This window comes from Aquimarina pacifica (assembly GCF_000520955.1).
Classification (GTDB): Bacteria; Bacteroidota; Bacteroidia; order Flavobacteriales; family Flavobacteriaceae; genus Aquimarina; species Aquimarina pacifica.
The window spans coordinates 204,109-221,912 of the sequence record NZ_JACC01000007.1 but is presented as its reverse complement, the minus strand read 5'-3'; the positions used below and the strand labels follow the sequence as shown (position 1 = coordinate 221,912).

Here is a 17,804-nt window from a genome sequence, read left to right as displayed (position 1 = left end):
GTAACGCTATTTCAGGACAAGACATTTATTTGAATAAAAAACCCACTAGTATTAGTGGGTTTTTTGTTTATATCTACATCCTTCCTTCGTTTAAGCCCGATCTATGTAGTAGAAAATCTATTACAACAAAAAAACACAGCAAACATTGATGCTTCGCCACTTTTTTGTAGTTACCTATAGCGGTGCTATAAAGAAACAAGAGTATGTCACTGTTCATTGCAGTTTTGAGTCTTATTACGGGTTCATTGCATAGAGAGTGTTTAACAAACGTGCAATCTTGTTCAAGTCAAAATGCCTATGCCTAAATTCATAAGCTAGTTCACATTGTTTATATGAAACTTGTTTTTTTAAAATCTATATACAAAGTTCTATGGCTAATATTTCTTTTGCTTATTTGGCATAACAATTGCAATTAGAGCATTGTGTAACATCTTTTAGATGAAATAGAGCTTACATTGTGTATGTTCTAAACACTTCTATCCAATTCCAAATTTTATTAGTTATAAGTTCAATATCTAACCTTCCAAAAGTGATATTGAGTATGTAGTTTCCCTGTAATAACGGCTCTATTTTGTCGGATTATTTTATGTATTTATATATGGGTTTCTAGTTTTTTTGTTGAAGCAATCTCTGTCACTTAGTTCTGTAGTTTTTGATTTTTTAATTATTAACTAAATATATTTTTATTATGGCTAGAAGATTAGCGCCCAGTGTTAATGCGGGATCCATGGCGGATATTGCATTTTTGTTACTTATTTTTTTCTTAGTGACTACAACAATCCAAACGGATTACGGTATTAGCAGGAAATTACCTCCTCCTCTTGAGGGGCCTGTTGAGGCAGAAATAAAGAAAAAAAACCTGTTCAAAGTTGAGTTAAATAAAGAAAATGAGCTCTTAGTTGGAGGTGTTCTAACGAAGATTGGGGACCTCAAAAGGAAGGCAGTTGCCTTTCTTGATAATGGTGGGTCAACCGTTAATTCTTGTATGTATTGCAAAGGGATGCATGATTCGAAATCTTCGGACCATCCCAAAAAGGCGGTTATTTCTGTTGTGAATAGTCGCGAAACAAATTATGGTACTTATATCGCTGTTCAGAATGAATTATTAGCAGCATATACCGATTTGCGTAATCGTGAGGCAAATAGGTTGTATGGCGTTTCATTTGAATCATTGAAGAAGGATTTTGGGGATAGCTCGAACTATGAACAAAAACAAGCATTGAAAGAAAAGATTGAGCATATTAAATCCCTATTTCCGGAGAAAATATCTGAGGCAGAACCTAAGAATTAATGATATAATCAAAAACATATTAGTACTATGAATATTTTAAAAAAAAGAAAAACTGTTCAATTACCAGAAATTTCGACGGCATCATTACCTGATATTGTATTTATGTTACTCTTTTTCTTTATGGTTGCAACGGTAATGCGTAAAGATGTGTTGCTTATAGAAAACAAGCTCCCTGTTGCAAATCAAGTAGAAAAGTTGGATAAAAAGGATTTGGTGATGCATATTTATGCTGGAAAACCTAGTTCAAGATATCAAATGAATGCAGGGAGTGAAGCTAGGGTGCAACTCAATGATAAGTTTGCTTCTGTAAATGATATTAAAGCTTTTGTTTTTGCAGAAAGAGATGCCAAAAATGAGCAATTACTTCCTTTCCTTACCACAGCATTAAAAATAGATAAAGAGACGAATATGGGGCTTGTGGGTGATATCAAAAAGGAACTTAGAGAAGTACATGCTTTAAAATTAAATTATATTACCAAAACTGGAGAGGCACAAGATAATTTTAGTAATTAAATAGGTGCTTATCCGGATTACATAAAGGGGACTTAAGGCGTTTGCTTGCATACTGCCTGTAGTGTTTTAGATGACCTTTTGATGTTGTAACTTATTATGATCCTGCTTTTGAGTATTGTTTTTAAAAAGTTTATTGATTTTTTTGAATAAATAGATTTATTTTAGTGATCTATATGAAAAAGCAGGTCATACTTATACTATTTTGTTTGCAAGTTTTTGTTTCTTTTGGGCAAGGAGTCGAACAAGATTCTATTGGTACAGAAGTTGTGGATTCTCTCTATCGTGAAGATCAATTTTATTTTGGAGTCACTTTTAATTTACTTTTTAATAGACCAGAAGATATAAATCAATCCGGGTTTTCTGGTGGAATGCATATGGGTTTTTTAAGAGATATGCCAATTAATAAAGAGCGCAATGTGGCAGTTGCTATGGGGTTAGGGTATTCGCTAAATGTATATAATCAAAATTTACTAATTGGCGAAGAAGAGGTGAGTACTGGAGTAACTACTTTTGCAAGTTTAAGTGGTGTTGAGTATGATAGTAATAGATTTACTACACATCTTATAGAATTGCCTTTAGAATTCAGATGGAGAACATCTATTCCTGAGACGCATAAGTTTTATAGAGTCTATGCAGGTTTTAAAGCAGGATATTTGTTTTCTTTTAGATCTAATTATAAAGAACCGGGCAATCAGATAAAACAAACGGATATATCGAGTATAGATCGTTTTAGAATGGGTCTTACTTTTGCTTTTGGTTGGAATACCTTTAACTTTTATTTTTATTATGGCTTAAATCCTTTTTTTGGTGATGAAGCTACTATTGAAAACGAGACCGTAGGATTGAATGCAGCTAAAATTGGATTAATGTTTTATATATTATAACCAAAAATTTGCTAATATGATTTGAGGGAGTAGTCCCGTAATAAATCCTAGTATCAGCTCGATGTTGTTATGTGCTCTACAATGCAATCTTGAAGTGGCTACAAGTCCATTTGCAATTAATAAAGCGGCAATAAGTAATGTGAGATTGATTTCAAAGTGTATGCTGAGTATGATAGTAAACATTGCGATGGCACTTATCCCTATCATATGTAGGCTTACCTTGATCTTGAATAGAGACATAAAAATGGCACTAAGAGAAGAAAATAATGCGCCTAAAAAGAAAAAATACAATTCGGGGTATTGATATACATCAACAATTATCTTAATCACGATTACAAATAGTAGAGATTGAAGTAATAAAGGGACTTTGCGTTGTCGTACGTTTTCTAGATGTATTGAAGTAACAACTCCCAAGTTTTTTAGAAAAAAATATAATACCACAGGAATAAGAATAGTAAGAATTGTTAGTCCAAAAATCTTTGTTCCAATAATTTCATCAGGAATAAAACGAGGGGCTGTTGTAAAGTAGATGATGGCACCAACAATCGGCATCAGCAAGGGATGTAGAATATAAGAAATACTTTTTAGAAAAAAATTCATTAAATTTTCTTTCTTAACCTGGCAACAGGAATATCTAATTGTTCTCTGTATTTGGCTACCGTTCTTCTTGCAATTGGGTATCCTTTTTCTTTTAGAATTTTAGCGAGTTTTTCGTCAGTCAATGGCTTTTTCTTGTCCTCTTCGTTTAGGGTTATTTCTAAAATCTTCTTAATTTCTCTTGTAGAAACTTCCTCGCCTTGATCATTAGTCATTGATTCAGAAAAGAACTCTTTGATCAATTTTGTACCATAAGGTGTGTCAACATATTTACTATTTGCTACACGCGAAACGGTACTAACATCCATCCCAATCTCATCTGCAATGTCCTTTAGGATCATTGGCTTAAGATTTCGTTCGTCTCCACTTAAAAAATACTCTTTTTGATAGTGCATTATTGCACTCATAGTAACAAAAAGGGTTTGTTGTCGTTGTTTTACAGCTTCAATAAACCATTTTGCAGCGTCTAGCTTTTGTTTTATAAACATTACCGCATCTTTTTGAGACTTTGACTTTTCTTTAGTGGCTTTATACCCTTGTAGCATATTATTGTACTCTCGAGATACATGCAGTTCTGGTGCATTTCGTCCGTTAAGACTAAGTTCTAATTCTCCTTCTGATATTCTTATAGTAAAATCAGGTACTACATGTTCTACAATGCGATTGTTACCTGCGTAAGCACCTCCTGGTTTGGGGTTTAGGTTTTCAATCTCATCAATTGCCAGTTTTAAATCTTCTTCAGTAATATCAAATTTTGCTAAAAGCTTGTCGTAATGTTTTTTACTAAAATGATCAAATGCTTTCTTAAGAATTTCTGATGCAAGTTTTATTGGGATTGTTGTTTCTTTTCGGTCTAATTGTATCCAAAGGCACTCTTGTAAGTTACGAGCACCTACTCCTGCAGGATCTAATTGATGCACAGTTTGTAGTACTTGTTCTATTTTTTCTTCAGTGGTATATATGTTTTGAGTAAAAGCTAAATCATCAAGGATATCAGGTAAAGATCTTCTAATGTATCCACTCTCGTCAATACTTCCTACAAGAAACTCTGCGATATCTCTTTCTTCTTCGTTAAATCTATAGGTGTTTAGTTGATTGATAAGGTGTTGTCGAAATGATGTTCCTGATGCGTAGGGGACACTTTTTTCTTCGTCATCACTGCTATAATTATTAGAGCTTAGCCTGTAGTTAGGAATTTCATCATCACTTAGGTATTCATCAACATTAATATCAGTCTCTATTTTTTCAGTGCCATAGTCATCATCGCTGGTGTTTTCTGTGCTATACGTGTCGTCATAATCATCAGACTTTTCCTTACCATTATCCAAAGCGGGGTTTTCTTCCATTTCTTGCTTCAAACGTTGTTCAAATGCTTGAGTAGGCAATTGAATCAGTTTCATTAATTGAATCTGTTGCGGAGAAAGTTTTTGAGATAATTTAAAATTTAACTGCTGTTTTAACATATGGGTATTAATGGTATTCTATTCACAAAAATAAACAAAAAACCTGTTTCGAGAGAAGGATAGTTACTTAGTTTGCATTAAACCCAGATAGTATAAGATTTGAACGGTTTAAATAGGATATATTATGGTCAATAAAAACATGTAACAGGTTATGGTACAAACAGTTTGCTTTTAATTGCGTAAATAACTAGGCCTGTTCTGTTTTTTAAGTTTAATTTTTCGAAAATTGAATCTCGATATCCTTCAATAGTTTTTGGACTTAAACACATATCCTGAGCTATTTCTTTATAAGTCTTCTCTGTACATGCATGTTTAATGAATTCTACTTCTCGATCTTTTAGAACAATATTATTTTCTTTTTTAGGATTTAAAGAGCCTAATAATAGGTTGGTTACATCCTTGGTGTGATAAAAACCTGTTTCTTGTACCTGTAATAATGCATTTTCTAATATACTTTTTTCAGTATCTTTTAGAAGGTATCCTTTTGCTCCAGCTCTGAGCATTTTAAGAATTGTTTTTTCATCTTCTTCTACTGAAAGGGCCAATACCTTAACCTGAGGGTATTCTTCTTTTAATGCCTCTGTGGTTTCTATCCCATTCATAATGGGCATATTGATGTCCATAAGAACAATATCTGGTATATTTTTTGGGTCCTTAAAACGTGTCAATAATTCTTTTCCGTTTTTACAGATGTATAAAATTTTGAATTTAGCAAACCCGTCAACCAAACCAGATAATGCTTGTGATAGTAAGATGTGATCTTCTACAATGACTACTGAATATTTCATTTTTTATCTGTTTAAGTTTAGTGAATTGTAATTGTCATTTTTGATGACGATAAAGTAGAATCTCGCAATTATATGATAATTGATAAAAACCTTTATTTGTGCGATTCTAGAGTTCATTTTGTGCTTTTGATTACATTGGATATCAGTGCAAATTTATGCATCTATAGTATCTAATGTCGAATTTTTCTTTTTATAATAATATGTCAATATAATTTCTGTTCCTTTTCCTTTTTGAGAGGTTAGTTTAATTTCTGCATCAATCAATTTTCCTCTGTTTTGCATGTTGCTGAGACCGATTCCGCTATTTGCTGAGCAGGCTGATGTGTCATATCCTACTCCATTGTCTTTTGCATGAATTACTATTTTTTCTGTATCATAGTTTACATGTACGTCAAGATTAGAGGCCTTAGAATGTTTTACGGTATTGGTAAAAAATTCTTGTAATATTCTAAATATTATGATTTCTGCTTTATCATCTAGTTCTTCTGTTTCTTCGTTACTTGTTATAGTTGCTTCAATAAATTGTAACCGATTAAATCGTTCTATTTCTAATGTTATGGCTTCTGTTAAGCTTAAGCTTTTTAGTGCGTCGGGATTAATCAATTTTGATAAAGATCGAAGTTCTGTTAAGCTTTTGGTTATGGTTTCTGTTGCATCCGCTAATTTTTTTGGGTCATCTTGTGCAATGTTTACTTGTATTTTGGCAAGCGTTAGTAACTGTCCGATGTTATCATGCAACTCCCAACTGATATTTCTGAGAGTTTCTTCTCTTATTTCTATTTGAGTTTCGGCAATCGCTTTTTCGAATCTTTTTTCTGTTTCTTTTTGTTGTAATAACAAACTGTTCTTCCTTTTTTGAAAGATTAAGAATAGTGAAATTGCCAGTATGATTACTGCTACAAGTACAAGACTTGCAATTAATATAGCTGTTTCTTGTCGCTCCATATAAAACCTATAATAAAACAAGCATTCATTATAATCGCTAGTGTGAAATTTACTAAAAACAAGGTAGTTGCATCACTCAAATACTCATAGTAATTTCGTATAATTCTAAAAGGGATATTACCAATAAAATACAGTAATAGTCCCACTCCAATCCAAAATAACAGGTTCTTTTTGGTGTATAATACTTTTTCGGAATTGAGTATCTCCCTAAAGTATAGCAGTATGGTGATTACCACGAAAAAGGCTGCTATAATATAGGGGACGCTCTGAAATTCTATTAAGTAGTTTTCATAAAAACCATTTATAATAAATGAGATAAGATAGGTTACACAAAGTATTAGTACTATCTTTTTACTTTTTTTGCTGCTTAAGTAACTTTGAAATAAGTATAGGATGTAGCTGAAATTTATTAAGTTATATACATTTATTATTAAAGCATTATAACCACTTCCATACAATCGAATATATAGTCCGATTAATTCGTTAAACACAACATACCATAAAAGAAATATAAAGTATTTTAGTACAGGAACATTCTTATATTTATTGTAGTAAATAGTTCCTATAATCGCTGTGATCACTTCTAATCCTACACCGATCTTAATTAATAATGTTAAAAAATCGTTACTTAAGTTCATTCGTATTTATTGATTTCCTTTTGGGGGTGATCCAGTTAATTCATTTGCTACCAGACTCTGCGCTGAGTATGTCGAGGTAGTAGAGAAATTAAACAAGCTCGCTTGATTCATCTTTTTTCCGTTTAATGTATTACTACCTACTTTCGTGCTTTTTCTATCATTAAAAAAATCATCTAGAAATAAGGGTTCATTATTTTCGCCAATAGAGAAAGCGGCATGAGAAACAACACCATTAGAGGCTCTTTTTATGGTTGGTGCGATAAAAAGTGTTTGTCTTTTTGCATAGAGTTTCTGATCACGCGGGTAATCGTCTGGGTAAATGCCAAAATAAAAGGAATACCCACTTACTTCAATTTTTCTATTTTTTGTTTCCTGTCTTACGAATCTTAAATATTGCTGGAGATCATCAATTTCTAGATGAAAATTACGAGTTGCTTGAAAAGGTTTTCCTTGACCATCTTCTCTAACTATAGAGTCGATTAATTCTGCTCTGGGAGTATATAGGCCATACAATTGTCGTGCATTTTCAATAGGAATAATAAAATCGGGTTCTTTTACTTCTCCATCTCTATCATCAAGTTGTTTTTTTAACTCAACAATTTCTTTTTTTAACTCTTCGATTTGTTTTAGGTACTCTTGATTGACCATTTCTTTGTCACAAGAACTTAAGCCTATAAGGAGAAGGCTTATAAGTATGGTTTTGGCTGTTTGATGGATTACTTTTTTCATTTTAAGGTGTTTTAAGATGTTTTATGTGGTTTATTAGGTTGTTAATTTTTGCCACAAAGGGCTGTGCGAATAAAATCATTCATAAGTAACAATGTTCTATTTTTTACTTAAAAATACTATTATTCTGTAGTTATTAAAAGGTATTCACTCCTTTTGTTAAAGGGAAGCTGTTTTAAATGCTTGAATTTAAAGGGTTTTTGAAAGGAATCAGGGGAGGCGATCTATATATAAGGTTATAGAAAAAGGGGTTTTTACCCCTTTTCTAAAAAGTGGTTTGACTATTGCGGGATATTATTTTTAGTATTAATCGTACGATCTTCTTAGGTGTCTACTGGAGTGTCATGAGTTTTTAATGACATATTCCATTTTAATATTACTGCGCTCGTAGGGTGTATTTTGCTCTAATTTTACTTCTTTAAATCCGTGTTTCCTGTAAATGTGAATTGCATTTTTGAGAATAGTATTTGAGTATAATATAAGTTTTGACCACTGTTGTTTTTTTGCAAACTCTAGGCTATATGTCAATAGTTGCTGGCCAATATGTTGGCCACGAAACTTTGGTAAGACAGCCATTTTTCCTAATTCATAGGTAGACTGATCTATTTTAATCAGTGCAAAAGTACCTGCAATTTCTTCTGCTACTTTTGCGAAGAAAATATAGCCCCCCTGATCGATAATCGTCTCTTCACAGCGCTCAAGAAGATCACTATCATGTGGTTCTACAACAAAATATTTTTCTAACCATTCAATATTAAGTTGAACAAAATCTTTTGCATATTTTGGTTCAAAGGGAATAATAGGTATAATTTCTGGTGTTTTCATGATGGTATTATAAGTTTTCAAGAATTCGTTTACTTAGAGACTTCTGCCTTAATTGGTCTTCTAGATGGGTCAAATGATGTATGAGGTTGGTTGTGCTTCCTTCGGTAAGCCATTTTAGTTGTTGGTCAATTACTTCCCATACAGGGAGCATTTTTTGGTGTATTGCTTTTCCTTTTTTGGTAAGCTCAAATATTTTCTTTCGTTTATCGAGAACATCAGTTTTATGAATTATTAATTTTTTGGCAGATAGCTTGTTTAGTGATTGTGTAATGGCCGGTTGTGTGTAGTGCAGCTGCTGTTGGATTTCTGATGTGGTTGTTTTTTTATTGTCAATTATAACTTTGAATATGGGAAATAAATAAGGATCAAAATCAATTTGTAAGGTGTCATAGACTATTTGAGTTTCTTTCATCATGACATCACTAAGACGCTTTAGACGAGAGCCAAGTCCTAATTCTTGTAAAGATTGTAGTGTATCTTTCATAAGTATTTATATAAGTGCTTATGTAAATATAGTGTTTTTTAATTTATTTTAAAAACACGAATTCAATTATACTAGTTAATTTCGTTTTTTGAATTACGAAAAGGGATTTATTATTTGTCGCTTTTGACTAATGGAAAAAGCTGCATTTTATTGATGAGTATGCCTACTAGGGTTTAAGTAACTGAAGGATCAAGATATCTATTATTTTAATGTTATCCGATAAGTTTTTTCTTTAGATTTTATCAAAATATCTTCATCAAAGCTTATGACTTGTTCAATAATGTTTTCAGATTTAAATTTAAATGATTTGTTTTTAAGTGTACACTCGTAATAATAGAGTAAAGAGGTTTTAATTCCTGGTGCAAAGTGATTACCCCCGCTAAATCTATAACGCAATAATGAGTGGTCATCAAATTCTCTAAGTATATATTCTTTATTAATATAATCAGAGGCTTTTGAGCGACTTTTATTTTCATAGCGGTAGTTTATTTCTTCTGGAAAATCATCATATCTGAACTTCTGGAAAAAAATATCATATTCTCTTCCGTCCTTATACTTTATGATGGTGTATGCTAACCCGTCTAAGATGTATTCATAGTCTTTTAATACCCTGTTTTTAATATTTTCATTTGTCTTTTTTTTCAGGTAATCAAAATATCTATCATTTAGGTTTAATGAATCAGATTTTGTGTATTTTAGATCAAGTCTCCTCATTTCATCTTTATTTTCTGATAAAATGCTATCTATTTGCATATAACCTAAATAGTCTTTTGGGATAATAGATTCATCAAAATTAGGAGCTTTTGCTTTGTAGGTTTCTACAGTGTTGTATATAGTTGATTCTTCTTTACAGTAATAGATATCTCCCTCTTCAGAAATAAGAAATTTATTACCTACAGTGAATTTTTTTATTATTTGTTTTGTGTCTCTATGTATGATTATCATGTGATTGTTTCTATCATCCTTAATATAGATGAAATCATCTGTATCGGTTATGAAATTTAAATCGATATCTAATTCGGCAATGATTAATTTTTCTGATAAGTTCTCTGTAAATAGGGGTAGTTCTGGATGTTTGTCTTCTTCTGTACAAGATGTTATTAACAGTATAAAAACTATGGTAATAGAAAAGAACTTTTTCATAAATAAGGAGGTGTTAAAGCTTCTGTTAATTTAACCTATAGTATACATACTAAGTCTTCAATGCACGTTTGCATTTAACAAAAATAGTACAATGTAAATGAAACTATGCTATTTACTTCTTTGATCACACACTCTTATGCAGACTACGAAAATAAATTAATTGAACTAACCACACAACAACTAGAGTCGTATAACATTGATAAGCCTTTAAGGGTTGATTTTCAGGAAGAATATGAAAGTATAGTGTATTCACAGACTCCTGTTATGATAACCCCCGAATACAAATATGCTCAAGACTCAAGTTCTGGATATCATTTAAATTTCGAAACAGAATTATTTGCACTCGACACCTATACTGCCGCTAATGGTGAAAAGTATGTTGTTGCAGTAGGTGATCAACAGGCATTAGTAATAGCTGATCCTGTGCAGAGAGATGCACTGGTCTATGAGTTTACTGATGATAGATATTTTTATGATATTGTTGCTTTCGGAAATTCGTTTATTATTTGCGGAGGTGGCGAACTCTACGTATTAAATGATTTTGATACTTTAGGTTTTACTAAGTATAATTACAATAATTTCAATGATAATTTTTTTGATAATGGGATCTATGTTTTTGGAGAAAGTATCTATGTAATATCCGAAAACACCTTATACAGAAGTAATAACCAAGGAGCATCATTCACTATTGTTAATGATAATTTACCTTTTTCTCAGAGCAACAGTGATCACCAGTTAATTTATGCAAACGGATCATTAATAGTGATTGATCAGGGTAGCGTATATATGAGTGCTGATGATGGAACTAGTTTTGCACTTTCACCTAATTCGTATGGTACTACCTATACTCATATTAGTAATAAAACGGATAATGACTATTTTTTGTTTTTTGGCGATAATGGGTACTATGGTGAAGGTAAATTTGATTTTCCTGTATCTATATATGATGAGGACTCAGGACAGAACAGTGCATCTAGTGCTAGTGATTTTATTGGCAATGAGTATTCAGGAGATTACAATTATCGTGTATACTACGAAAACGAAATTTATGTGTATAATGTGATAGATCATACACTAGAACTAGTAGGTTCGGCCAATCTAAACCTGAAAGATGTAACCAGTATTGGAAACTTCTATAGCAATGATGACATATGGGGAATCAGTAATGATTATACAATTCGATGGGATTTGTATGATTTTACATATTAAATAATAGGGTCCATTAATTTAGATGATACGCCCTAAACACTTAAAAACAGGTAATTTAAATTGCCTGTTTTTAAGTGTTTGTTTTTTTAGAGTGAATATTGTGATTTTTCAGAAGAATTGTTGTATCCTATAACATTTTGGTTTACTACAATGTCAGAATACGTAATGGTCATGATCTTGTATATATCTGATTTTGACTTGCACAATTTTTGTTGAAACCTCACGGTCTACCAGACCTGTAAGGTTAGTGTAAAAGATGTTATATTTCATATAATTTCAGATGGTTTATGACCTTTTATCTAGACCTTTTTTTAATACTTCCTGAATTCCGGATAAATGTTCACTAAACTGCATCATCTGAGCTAATACTTGAGCCATCTCATTCTTATCTCCAAACCCTTTTAGCTTATTGTTTTTATTAAAAGTTTCTTTAATTTCTGTCCATCTAGTAATTTCTTCGGTATTAATAGTATTGGTTAATTCTTTATATTTTAAAAGGTTTCCTTCTGCAGCACTAGTTAATGTTTGTGATTCATTTTCATAATGAGACAAAAGGAGCGTCTGCAATTCTTTTTGGTTCATAATAGGAACGACCTTGGCAACCAACTTACTCATGTCTCGGTAGGACCCTTGAAGTTTAAAAGATGGTTCGGTACGGTAGTCATCTTCCATTGCCGCAGATTGAATATAGGTGGCATTTACTTGCATTACTGTATTTCTAATTACAATAACTTTTTCTAAGATAGCTAAGTAATCTTGTACTTCTTGTTTGGTGTGATTTCCTTGTAGCTCAATGCCCTCTTGACTTCCTGATTCTACCATTGCTATTAAGGCATAAATATCCTCAAAATTCTTACTACTTAGTTGGTGTAGTATTGGATTAGAAGTCAATGCATTCTCGATAAGACTTAATTTAAATAGGTCTGCGGTATCCCCAATAATATCTCCGAGATTATAAATATCTGCTCGGTTAGCTAACATGTCTGGGATCTGAAATTTGTCTCCACTCTCGGTATATGGATTACCAGCCATAATCACGCAGAATTTTTTACTACGCAAATCATATGTTTTTGGATGACCATTATAGATACCTTCAATTTTACGGGTGCCATCGGCTAGCGAAATGAATTTTTGTAAAAACTCAGGATTACAATGCTGGATATCATCAAGGTAAAGCATTACGTTATTGCCCATCTCAAAGGCTAAGTTAAGCTTCTTTAATTCCTCTCGTGCAGCGGCATTGTTTGCAGCCATAGGATCTACAGAAGTAACTTCGTGACCAATAGCTGGGCCATTGATTTTCATGAACACCAATCCTAATCTATTTGCCATATACTCCATCAAGGTAGTTTTACCATATCCAGGAGGTGAGATTAGCAAAAGCATTCCCATTCTGTCTGTACGTTTATTATCTCCCAAACTTCCTAATTGTTTAGACAAATTATCACCAAATAAAGGAAGATAAACTTGGTCGATTAATTTATTTCGCACAAAAGATGACAATACTCTGGGTTTAAACTCTTCTAATTTTAAGTTCTCTTTTAGTGTTTCTGTTACCGTATGTTTTGCTTCCCGGTATTTTTCAAAAGCAGGAACTTCTATAGTCGAAAAAGTCGATAGTTGATCAATGAATTGGTGATAATTAAATTCAAAACTTCCTTCAGAAATTGTCGGATGACTACCATTTAGATTTTCAATCTCTTGATAAGGATTTATATGAATAACTTCTGATGCTGATTCGTTCTTGTATAAAAGTACACAGACAACTTCATGAATGTATGCAGTTTTACTGATATCGTGTGTTTTGATAAAAGAAGAAACCCATTGTTGTGTGAGTTCTATGCGATCAATAGCCTCACGTTGGTTGGTTTCGAATGAGGTATTATCTGAATCAATAGATTTCTTAAATTTCGAGAGTGCTTTTTTCTTTTTTAATTCTGAAATAAAAGATTCATATAACTCATGCGCAGTTTGACTAATACAGAAAACATCATTTTGTTGTAATTCTGCGAATAGGTATGCGCTAATGGTTTTTGTGTTGTATTTATTATCAAACAATAATGAGTTTTCCGCGAAAGCGGAAATTTGCTTCTCTAAAGAAAGAAGTATGGATTGATGTTCATTACTTTCAGGAAAAATAGTTAGCACTTCTCCTGCCGCCTTGATAGTCTTGTTCCAATATATTTTTTGTTCTTTGTTAAGGTGGTGCCAAAAATATTGTGCATATGCTCTTGATGTTGCGTCAAACTTCAATAATCCAAGATCATTTTCTTTATTGATCAAAACTTTTAGAATCTTTGCGGCATCAATATCATGAACTCCTTTTACGTATCCTTCGGCATAATTTTTACTGCTTTCTGATTGCACCAATGCGAGCAATTCTTTTTCTGTGTAACCTAAAACATTATTATTAGTAGTAAAAATTTTATATGCCAAATAAGAAGCGCGATATACCTGTTCATTTTCAGAAATCAATTCCTGATCCCAGTATTTCTTTGACTGCAAAAGAGTGTTGTTTTCAATTTCTTGATAAAAATCAGTTCCTGTAAGATGGTATTGAAGGGTTTTATTTTTAAAAACAATGGTTAGGTCAAGAGGTTGGTTGTTGACTCCGAATTTATGTTTTCCTAATTTGATAACGCTCTCGCCATCTTCATAAAGGTCTTGCTTGTCCTTTAGCTTACGGATAGCATCCTCTTTGGCAACTTTTATTCCTGTTGCTATAGTTTCTGCTTTACCACCATCATCAAGATTAGTTAGATCCTTGATAATATCTCTAAGTTTGTTGATCATTAAATCAGATGCAAAATATGCATTGATCTCTGTTGTTGAATCAAAACGTAATGCTTTTTTTGTAACCCCTTTTAAGATGCGATTTGCTGCATTTTCTAATGCGATAGCTTTTTTATTCCGTGCTTCGGTAAGACTATTTTTTCTTGCTTCAAAAGCATTATAGACTTCTTCACGTTTTTCTATAATTTGAGTAATGAATTCTTCAAAATCTGCAAAACGTCCTTCGAGATCTTCTAGTTGTACCGATACTTTATTAAGTAATTCATCTGTTTTTTCTGGAGTACTAGCAATATCTAGATAATTGATAATGCTTTGGTCTACTAGTTTTAACTGAGCAGCAAATTCTGCACTGGCCTCTTGACTGCCAAGAGATTTTATGGTATTCTTTATGCCTGCTTTTAGTTGGTTTATCGTAGCAAAAATCAAAGAAATATTGTCAATGATTTGTGTAGAGTGCGAGGTGTCTTCTATCTCTAGATTAGAAACAATATCTATTAACATTTCTAGATCTTTAGCAATTTGATTGACTTCTTCTTCTAATTGCTTAGCATCAATTACTTTTTTGATGCTTTCGAGCTGTTTTTGTTTTTCTGTAACTCGCTCATGATAGGGGAGTAGTGCCTTATCATCAAGTAAAAACTGAACGCATAGTTTAGAAATTTTATCAGTTTGCTCTATGATCAAAGCTTCTTGTTGACTAATAAATTGTTGATCTACGTAGCGTATTTCTGTGAGCCCAATGACTTCACCTCGTAATGTTCTTAATTGCGATAATATAGTTACAAAATCGTCGATAGATCTAAAAGAACTACTTTTTATTTTGCTAAAAATACGATCCGCTTTGGTTTGGGTTTCTTTGGTTACTCTTGAAGCAGTTTTTCGTAACTGAACTACTTTTTCGAATTCGTCAATTGCAGCATTTGCAGCATTATTGATTTCACTCAAAGGGATGTCTAATCGGCAGGTTTCTTCTTCTCTAATCCAATAATAACTATCTACAATATCTATAGAGGATGCGGCAAGGTCATCGTACAATCCATTATAATTATCTTCTTTATTGAGTAAGGTGATCAAGGCATGGCATTCTGCCATTGCTTTAACGATATCCTTATTTCCTATTTTATATAAAAGAGTATCTGTGTGTTTAGACGGTATAATGTTTCCTTTTAAGAAAGGAGTTTGCCAAATCTGTATTACATGATGTTTTGTCTGTTCCTCTTCTGTTCTAAAATAACATAACTCTCCATTTTCAAGAATTGTAAAACCGTTACAGATAATGGGGGTTTTTACTTCTTGGTCAATCACATTATAGGACATCAATGTATATAGGCCCTCTTCACTTTGATAGAAAACATACAAAAAATCTTCTCCGTTAGGGGAGCTTATTTTTTCCTGAAAAGTTACATTCTGGACTTCATTACTAAACAGTTTTACTTCGCCAGATTGCAAGTAGTATCCATTGGGATATATAATTCCCTGATCATCTGGCAAGAGGATGCAGGCATCCTTTATACATTCGATTTTTTTGACTTCCTGTACCTTGTGGTTATAAACGAAATATCGAGGTGTTTCCTGAAAAGGTTTGATTTCTATGGCAATCAGGTTTCCAAGGTTTGCAAATCGATATTGTCCGTCATCAAGTGTTTGATCAACATGCTCTACGACTTCGTTGTAAATACCTTTTCCATCTTCGGTATTATCCTCTATTTTTATTGTTAGATCGCCACCTACGGTTTCAACAAATATTTTGTCTAATATAGAGATATGTGGATGGGTACCATAACGATGCATGTCCCTTGTTACTTCGATCCACTCAAAATCATATTGACTAGGAAACTTAAATTCATGTTCACTACGATTATCAATATAGGTGAGTTTACCTTGATTAATTAACCACTTAAAGGTTTTGATGTCAGTAATACTCTCACTAAGTTGAAAAACCATGTGTAAATAGTTGCCTACAACAGCGAATTTCGAAAAAATGGTGTTTCTATAGTATTTATAAAGATTACTGAAATCATTAATGAAAGCTGGGTCAGTAATAAGATCTAATTTTTTATTGACAAAATGATCATCAGAATAGGTGTAGATGCTAAATACGTCATCTAGTTTTATCTCTGTTCTTAATCCAAAATGAACATTGTATCCAAAAAGACAAAAATCACCAATAGTAACAATATCTCTGGCAATACAATTGTTCTCTGTATTGATTCTGTTATTGGCAATAAGTTTGGTTTCTACACTACCAAAAACTTCTTTTCGAGCATCATTTAGTTGGGTGAGGCGACTTTGAAGTTCACTCTTTTGTTTTTGCAAACGATTCTGAATGATTTCATAGGTGCCTCCGTCTAATTGTGTATGTTCGTTAGTGTTAGTTTCTTCCATAGTTTTTACTAAAAATCATTTTTAGTTAGTATTGAGAACAGGTCAAGCTTAAAATTGGTAATGCGTGTTATCGGTTCGAGCCTGACGAAGACTTATCAATTGTATTTTAAGTATTGCATTGAGTATGTTTCTTTTTGAAAACTCAATTAATTTGTCATAGCCTTTTTCTTTTAAGTCGATTTTTTTCTTCTGCACCAACCTTTAAACTGTTTTTCAATATTAATTACTTGCTTAGAGTCGGTAAATGTTTCAAGCTCTTTGAGTATCAAAGGTCTTCTTTTGAATGTGTGTGCATTTTTACTTAAACCATTACTTTGCTTATATATTCTTTGCTCAAGATTAGTAGTAATTCCTATATAAAAAGAATTGTCTTTGCATTGGACTATATAGACATGGTGTTGTTTCATTAAATTAATTTTAAAGAGTTTAGGTGAGATTAATCTGGGGTTTGAATAATCTTTGTAATCATAGAGTTAGCAGGATTATTAATGTCATATGTGATGTCAATAGAATCACCTATTTTTCCTGTTTTAGAAAAATATAAGTCGTGCTCATGTCTTGAAATCTCTTGTGTTTTTGCATACTTTTTCAAACCTATAGTGTAAGAGTATTTGATATGAATATTCTCGACTGTGGGTGATAAATCATTATCGTATTTATTAGTTGTTATTTTTTCAATAACAGCTTTTTTATTTTCTCCGCTTTTAATTAAGTTTTCTTTTTTGGTGTATGTATTAAATGCTAAAGCTCCAAAACATAAAATTGTGATCAATACTAAAAATTTCTTGTTCATAAGTATATTGATTTATTAATTAGTAGGGTCCAAAAACTAACTCCAGGGGCATTTTAGAAATATAGTGTGCTCAACCAGATTAAAAATATAAGAGCAATTATTCCAGATATAACACATATTGTATTTATAATTTTATCTGTTTTTCGTTGTTTTTTAAGTTTATTTCTAATCTCCTTTAATACCTCTTCAGAAACAGGTTCTACCTTGATTCCTTGGCTTTCGCTATCTGATTCACCACTTAAATGACTAAAAGCTTCTCTTTTGTTTCTTCTGCTATTATTTCTTAAAGAATGAATAGCTTGCATCATTGCTCCTTCTCCTCCCATA

17 protein-coding genes are annotated in these 17,804 nt (G+C 32.2%); 4 read left to right on the top strand and 13 right to left on the bottom strand.

The annotated features are described in order from the left end of the window. Nucleotides 1–688: 688 nt before the first annotated feature. The 3 genes from DZ60_RS0105450 to DZ60_RS0105440 all read left to right on the top strand — a co-directional run bounded on the left by DZ60_RS0105450 (nucleotide 689) and on the right by DZ60_RS0105440 (nucleotide 2,688). Nucleotides 689–1,291, top strand: coding sequence for an ExbD/TolR family protein (locus DZ60_RS0105450; protein WP_025741081.1), 603 nt, complete (start codon nucleotides 689–691; stop codon nucleotides 1,289–1,291). 27 nt (nucleotides 1,292–1,318) lie between these two features. Then, on the top strand, nucleotides 1,319–1,804 hold the full coding sequence (locus DZ60_RS0105445; RefSeq protein WP_025741080.1) for an ExbD/TolR family protein: 486 nt from the start codon (nucleotides 1,319–1,321) through the stop codon (nucleotides 1,802–1,804). Nucleotides 1,805–1,977: 173 nt separating this feature from the next. Further along, a complete protein-coding gene (locus tag DZ60_RS0105440; protein WP_025741079.1) occupies nucleotides 1,978–2,688 on the top strand; it encodes a porin family protein in 711 nt (236 codons plus the stop codon). Here DZ60_RS0105440 and DZ60_RS0105435 read toward each other — a convergent pair. From DZ60_RS0105435 to DZ60_RS0105395, 9 genes are all read right to left on the bottom strand, one after another. Further along, nucleotides 2,683–3,288 carry a hypothetical protein gene (locus DZ60_RS0105435; RefSeq protein ID WP_025741078.1) on the bottom strand — a complete coding sequence of 202 codons (606 nt, stop codon included), beginning with the start codon at nucleotides 3,286–3,288 and terminating at the stop codon, nucleotides 2,683–2,685. The two genes, DZ60_RS0105440 and DZ60_RS0105435, sit on opposite strands and share 6 nt — an antisense overlap. Beyond that, nucleotides 3,288–4,748: an RNA polymerase factor sigma-54 gene (rpoN, locus tag DZ60_RS0105430; RefSeq protein ID WP_025741077.1), complete on the bottom strand. Its 1,461-nt coding sequence runs from the start codon at nucleotides 4,746–4,748 to the stop codon at nucleotides 3,288–3,290. Before rpoN ends, DZ60_RS0105435 begins: the two co-directional genes overlap by 1 nt. 149 nt (nucleotides 4,749–4,897) lie before the next feature. Beyond that, entirely contained in the window at nucleotides 4,898–5,536 is a 639-nt protein-coding gene (locus DZ60_RS0105425; protein ID WP_025741076.1) for a response regulator transcription factor, read from the bottom strand. Nucleotides 5,537–5,689: 153 nt separating this feature from the next. Further along, nucleotides 5,690–6,481 (bottom strand): sensor histidine kinase, encoded by a 792-nt coding sequence (locus DZ60_RS0105420; protein ID WP_025741075.1) that lies wholly within the window; start codon nucleotides 6,479–6,481, stop codon nucleotides 5,690–5,692. After that, the gene (locus DZ60_RS24835; protein ID WP_025741074.1) at nucleotides 6,454–7,119 is read right to left on the bottom strand and encodes a hypothetical protein; all 666 of its coding nucleotides are present in this window, start codon (nucleotides 7,117–7,119) and stop codon (nucleotides 6,454–6,456) included. Before DZ60_RS24835 ends, DZ60_RS0105420 begins: the two co-directional genes overlap by 28 nt. Nucleotides 7,120–7,125: 6 nt before the next feature. Then, on the bottom strand, nucleotides 7,126–7,848 hold the full coding sequence (locus DZ60_RS0105410; protein ID WP_025741073.1) for a hypothetical protein: 723 nt from the start codon (nucleotides 7,846–7,848) through the stop codon (nucleotides 7,126–7,128). A 339-nt stretch (nucleotides 7,849–8,187) separates the two neighbouring features. Then, nucleotides 8,188–8,670 (bottom strand): GNAT family N-acetyltransferase, encoded by a 483-nt coding sequence (locus DZ60_RS0105405; protein WP_034228771.1) that lies wholly within the window; start codon nucleotides 8,668–8,670, stop codon nucleotides 8,188–8,190. 7 nt (nucleotides 8,671–8,677) lie between these two features. Beyond that, nucleotides 8,678–9,154, bottom strand: coding sequence for a MarR family winged helix-turn-helix transcriptional regulator (locus DZ60_RS0105400; RefSeq protein ID WP_025741071.1), 477 nt, complete (start codon nucleotides 9,152–9,154; stop codon nucleotides 8,678–8,680). 201 nt (nucleotides 9,155–9,355) lie between these two features. Continuing rightward, nucleotides 9,356–10,297 carry a hypothetical protein gene (locus DZ60_RS0105395; RefSeq protein ID WP_025741070.1) on the bottom strand — a complete coding sequence of 314 codons (942 nt, stop codon included), beginning with the start codon at nucleotides 10,295–10,297 and terminating at the stop codon, nucleotides 9,356–9,358. Nucleotides 10,298–10,402: 105 nt separating this feature from the next. Between DZ60_RS0105395 and DZ60_RS0105390 the strand changes: the two genes are divergently transcribed. After that, a complete protein-coding gene (locus tag DZ60_RS0105390; protein ID WP_025741069.1) occupies nucleotides 10,403–11,506 on the top strand; it encodes a hypothetical protein in 1,104 nt (367 codons plus the stop codon). Between the two features lie 285 nt (nucleotides 11,507–11,791). Here DZ60_RS0105390 and DZ60_RS0105385 read toward each other — a convergent pair whose 3' ends face one another. The 4 genes from DZ60_RS0105385 to DZ60_RS0105370 all read right to left on the bottom strand — a co-directional run bounded on the left by DZ60_RS0105385 (nucleotide 11,792) and on the right by DZ60_RS0105370 (nucleotide 17,803). After that, nucleotides 11,792–16,684: a DNA repair ATPase gene (locus tag DZ60_RS0105385; protein WP_025741068.1), complete on the bottom strand. Its 4,893-nt coding sequence runs from the start codon at nucleotides 16,682–16,684 to the stop codon at nucleotides 11,792–11,794. Between the two features lie 170 nt (nucleotides 16,685–16,854). Continuing rightward, nucleotides 16,855–17,091, bottom strand: coding sequence for a GIY-YIG nuclease family protein (locus tag DZ60_RS22545; RefSeq protein WP_241448723.1), 237 nt, complete (start codon nucleotides 17,089–17,091; stop codon nucleotides 16,855–16,857). Nucleotides 17,092–17,120: 29 nt separating this feature from the next. Beyond that, nucleotides 17,121–17,477, bottom strand: a complete 357-nt coding sequence (locus DZ60_RS0105375; protein ID WP_025741067.1) for a hypothetical protein — start codon at nucleotides 17,475–17,477, stop codon at nucleotides 17,121–17,123. 53 nt (nucleotides 17,478–17,530) lie between these two features. Then, on the bottom strand, nucleotides 17,531–17,803 hold the full coding sequence (locus DZ60_RS0105370; RefSeq protein ID WP_025741066.1) for a hypothetical protein: 273 nt from the start codon (nucleotides 17,801–17,803) through the stop codon (nucleotides 17,531–17,533). Nucleotide 17,804 lies beyond the last annotated feature (1 nt).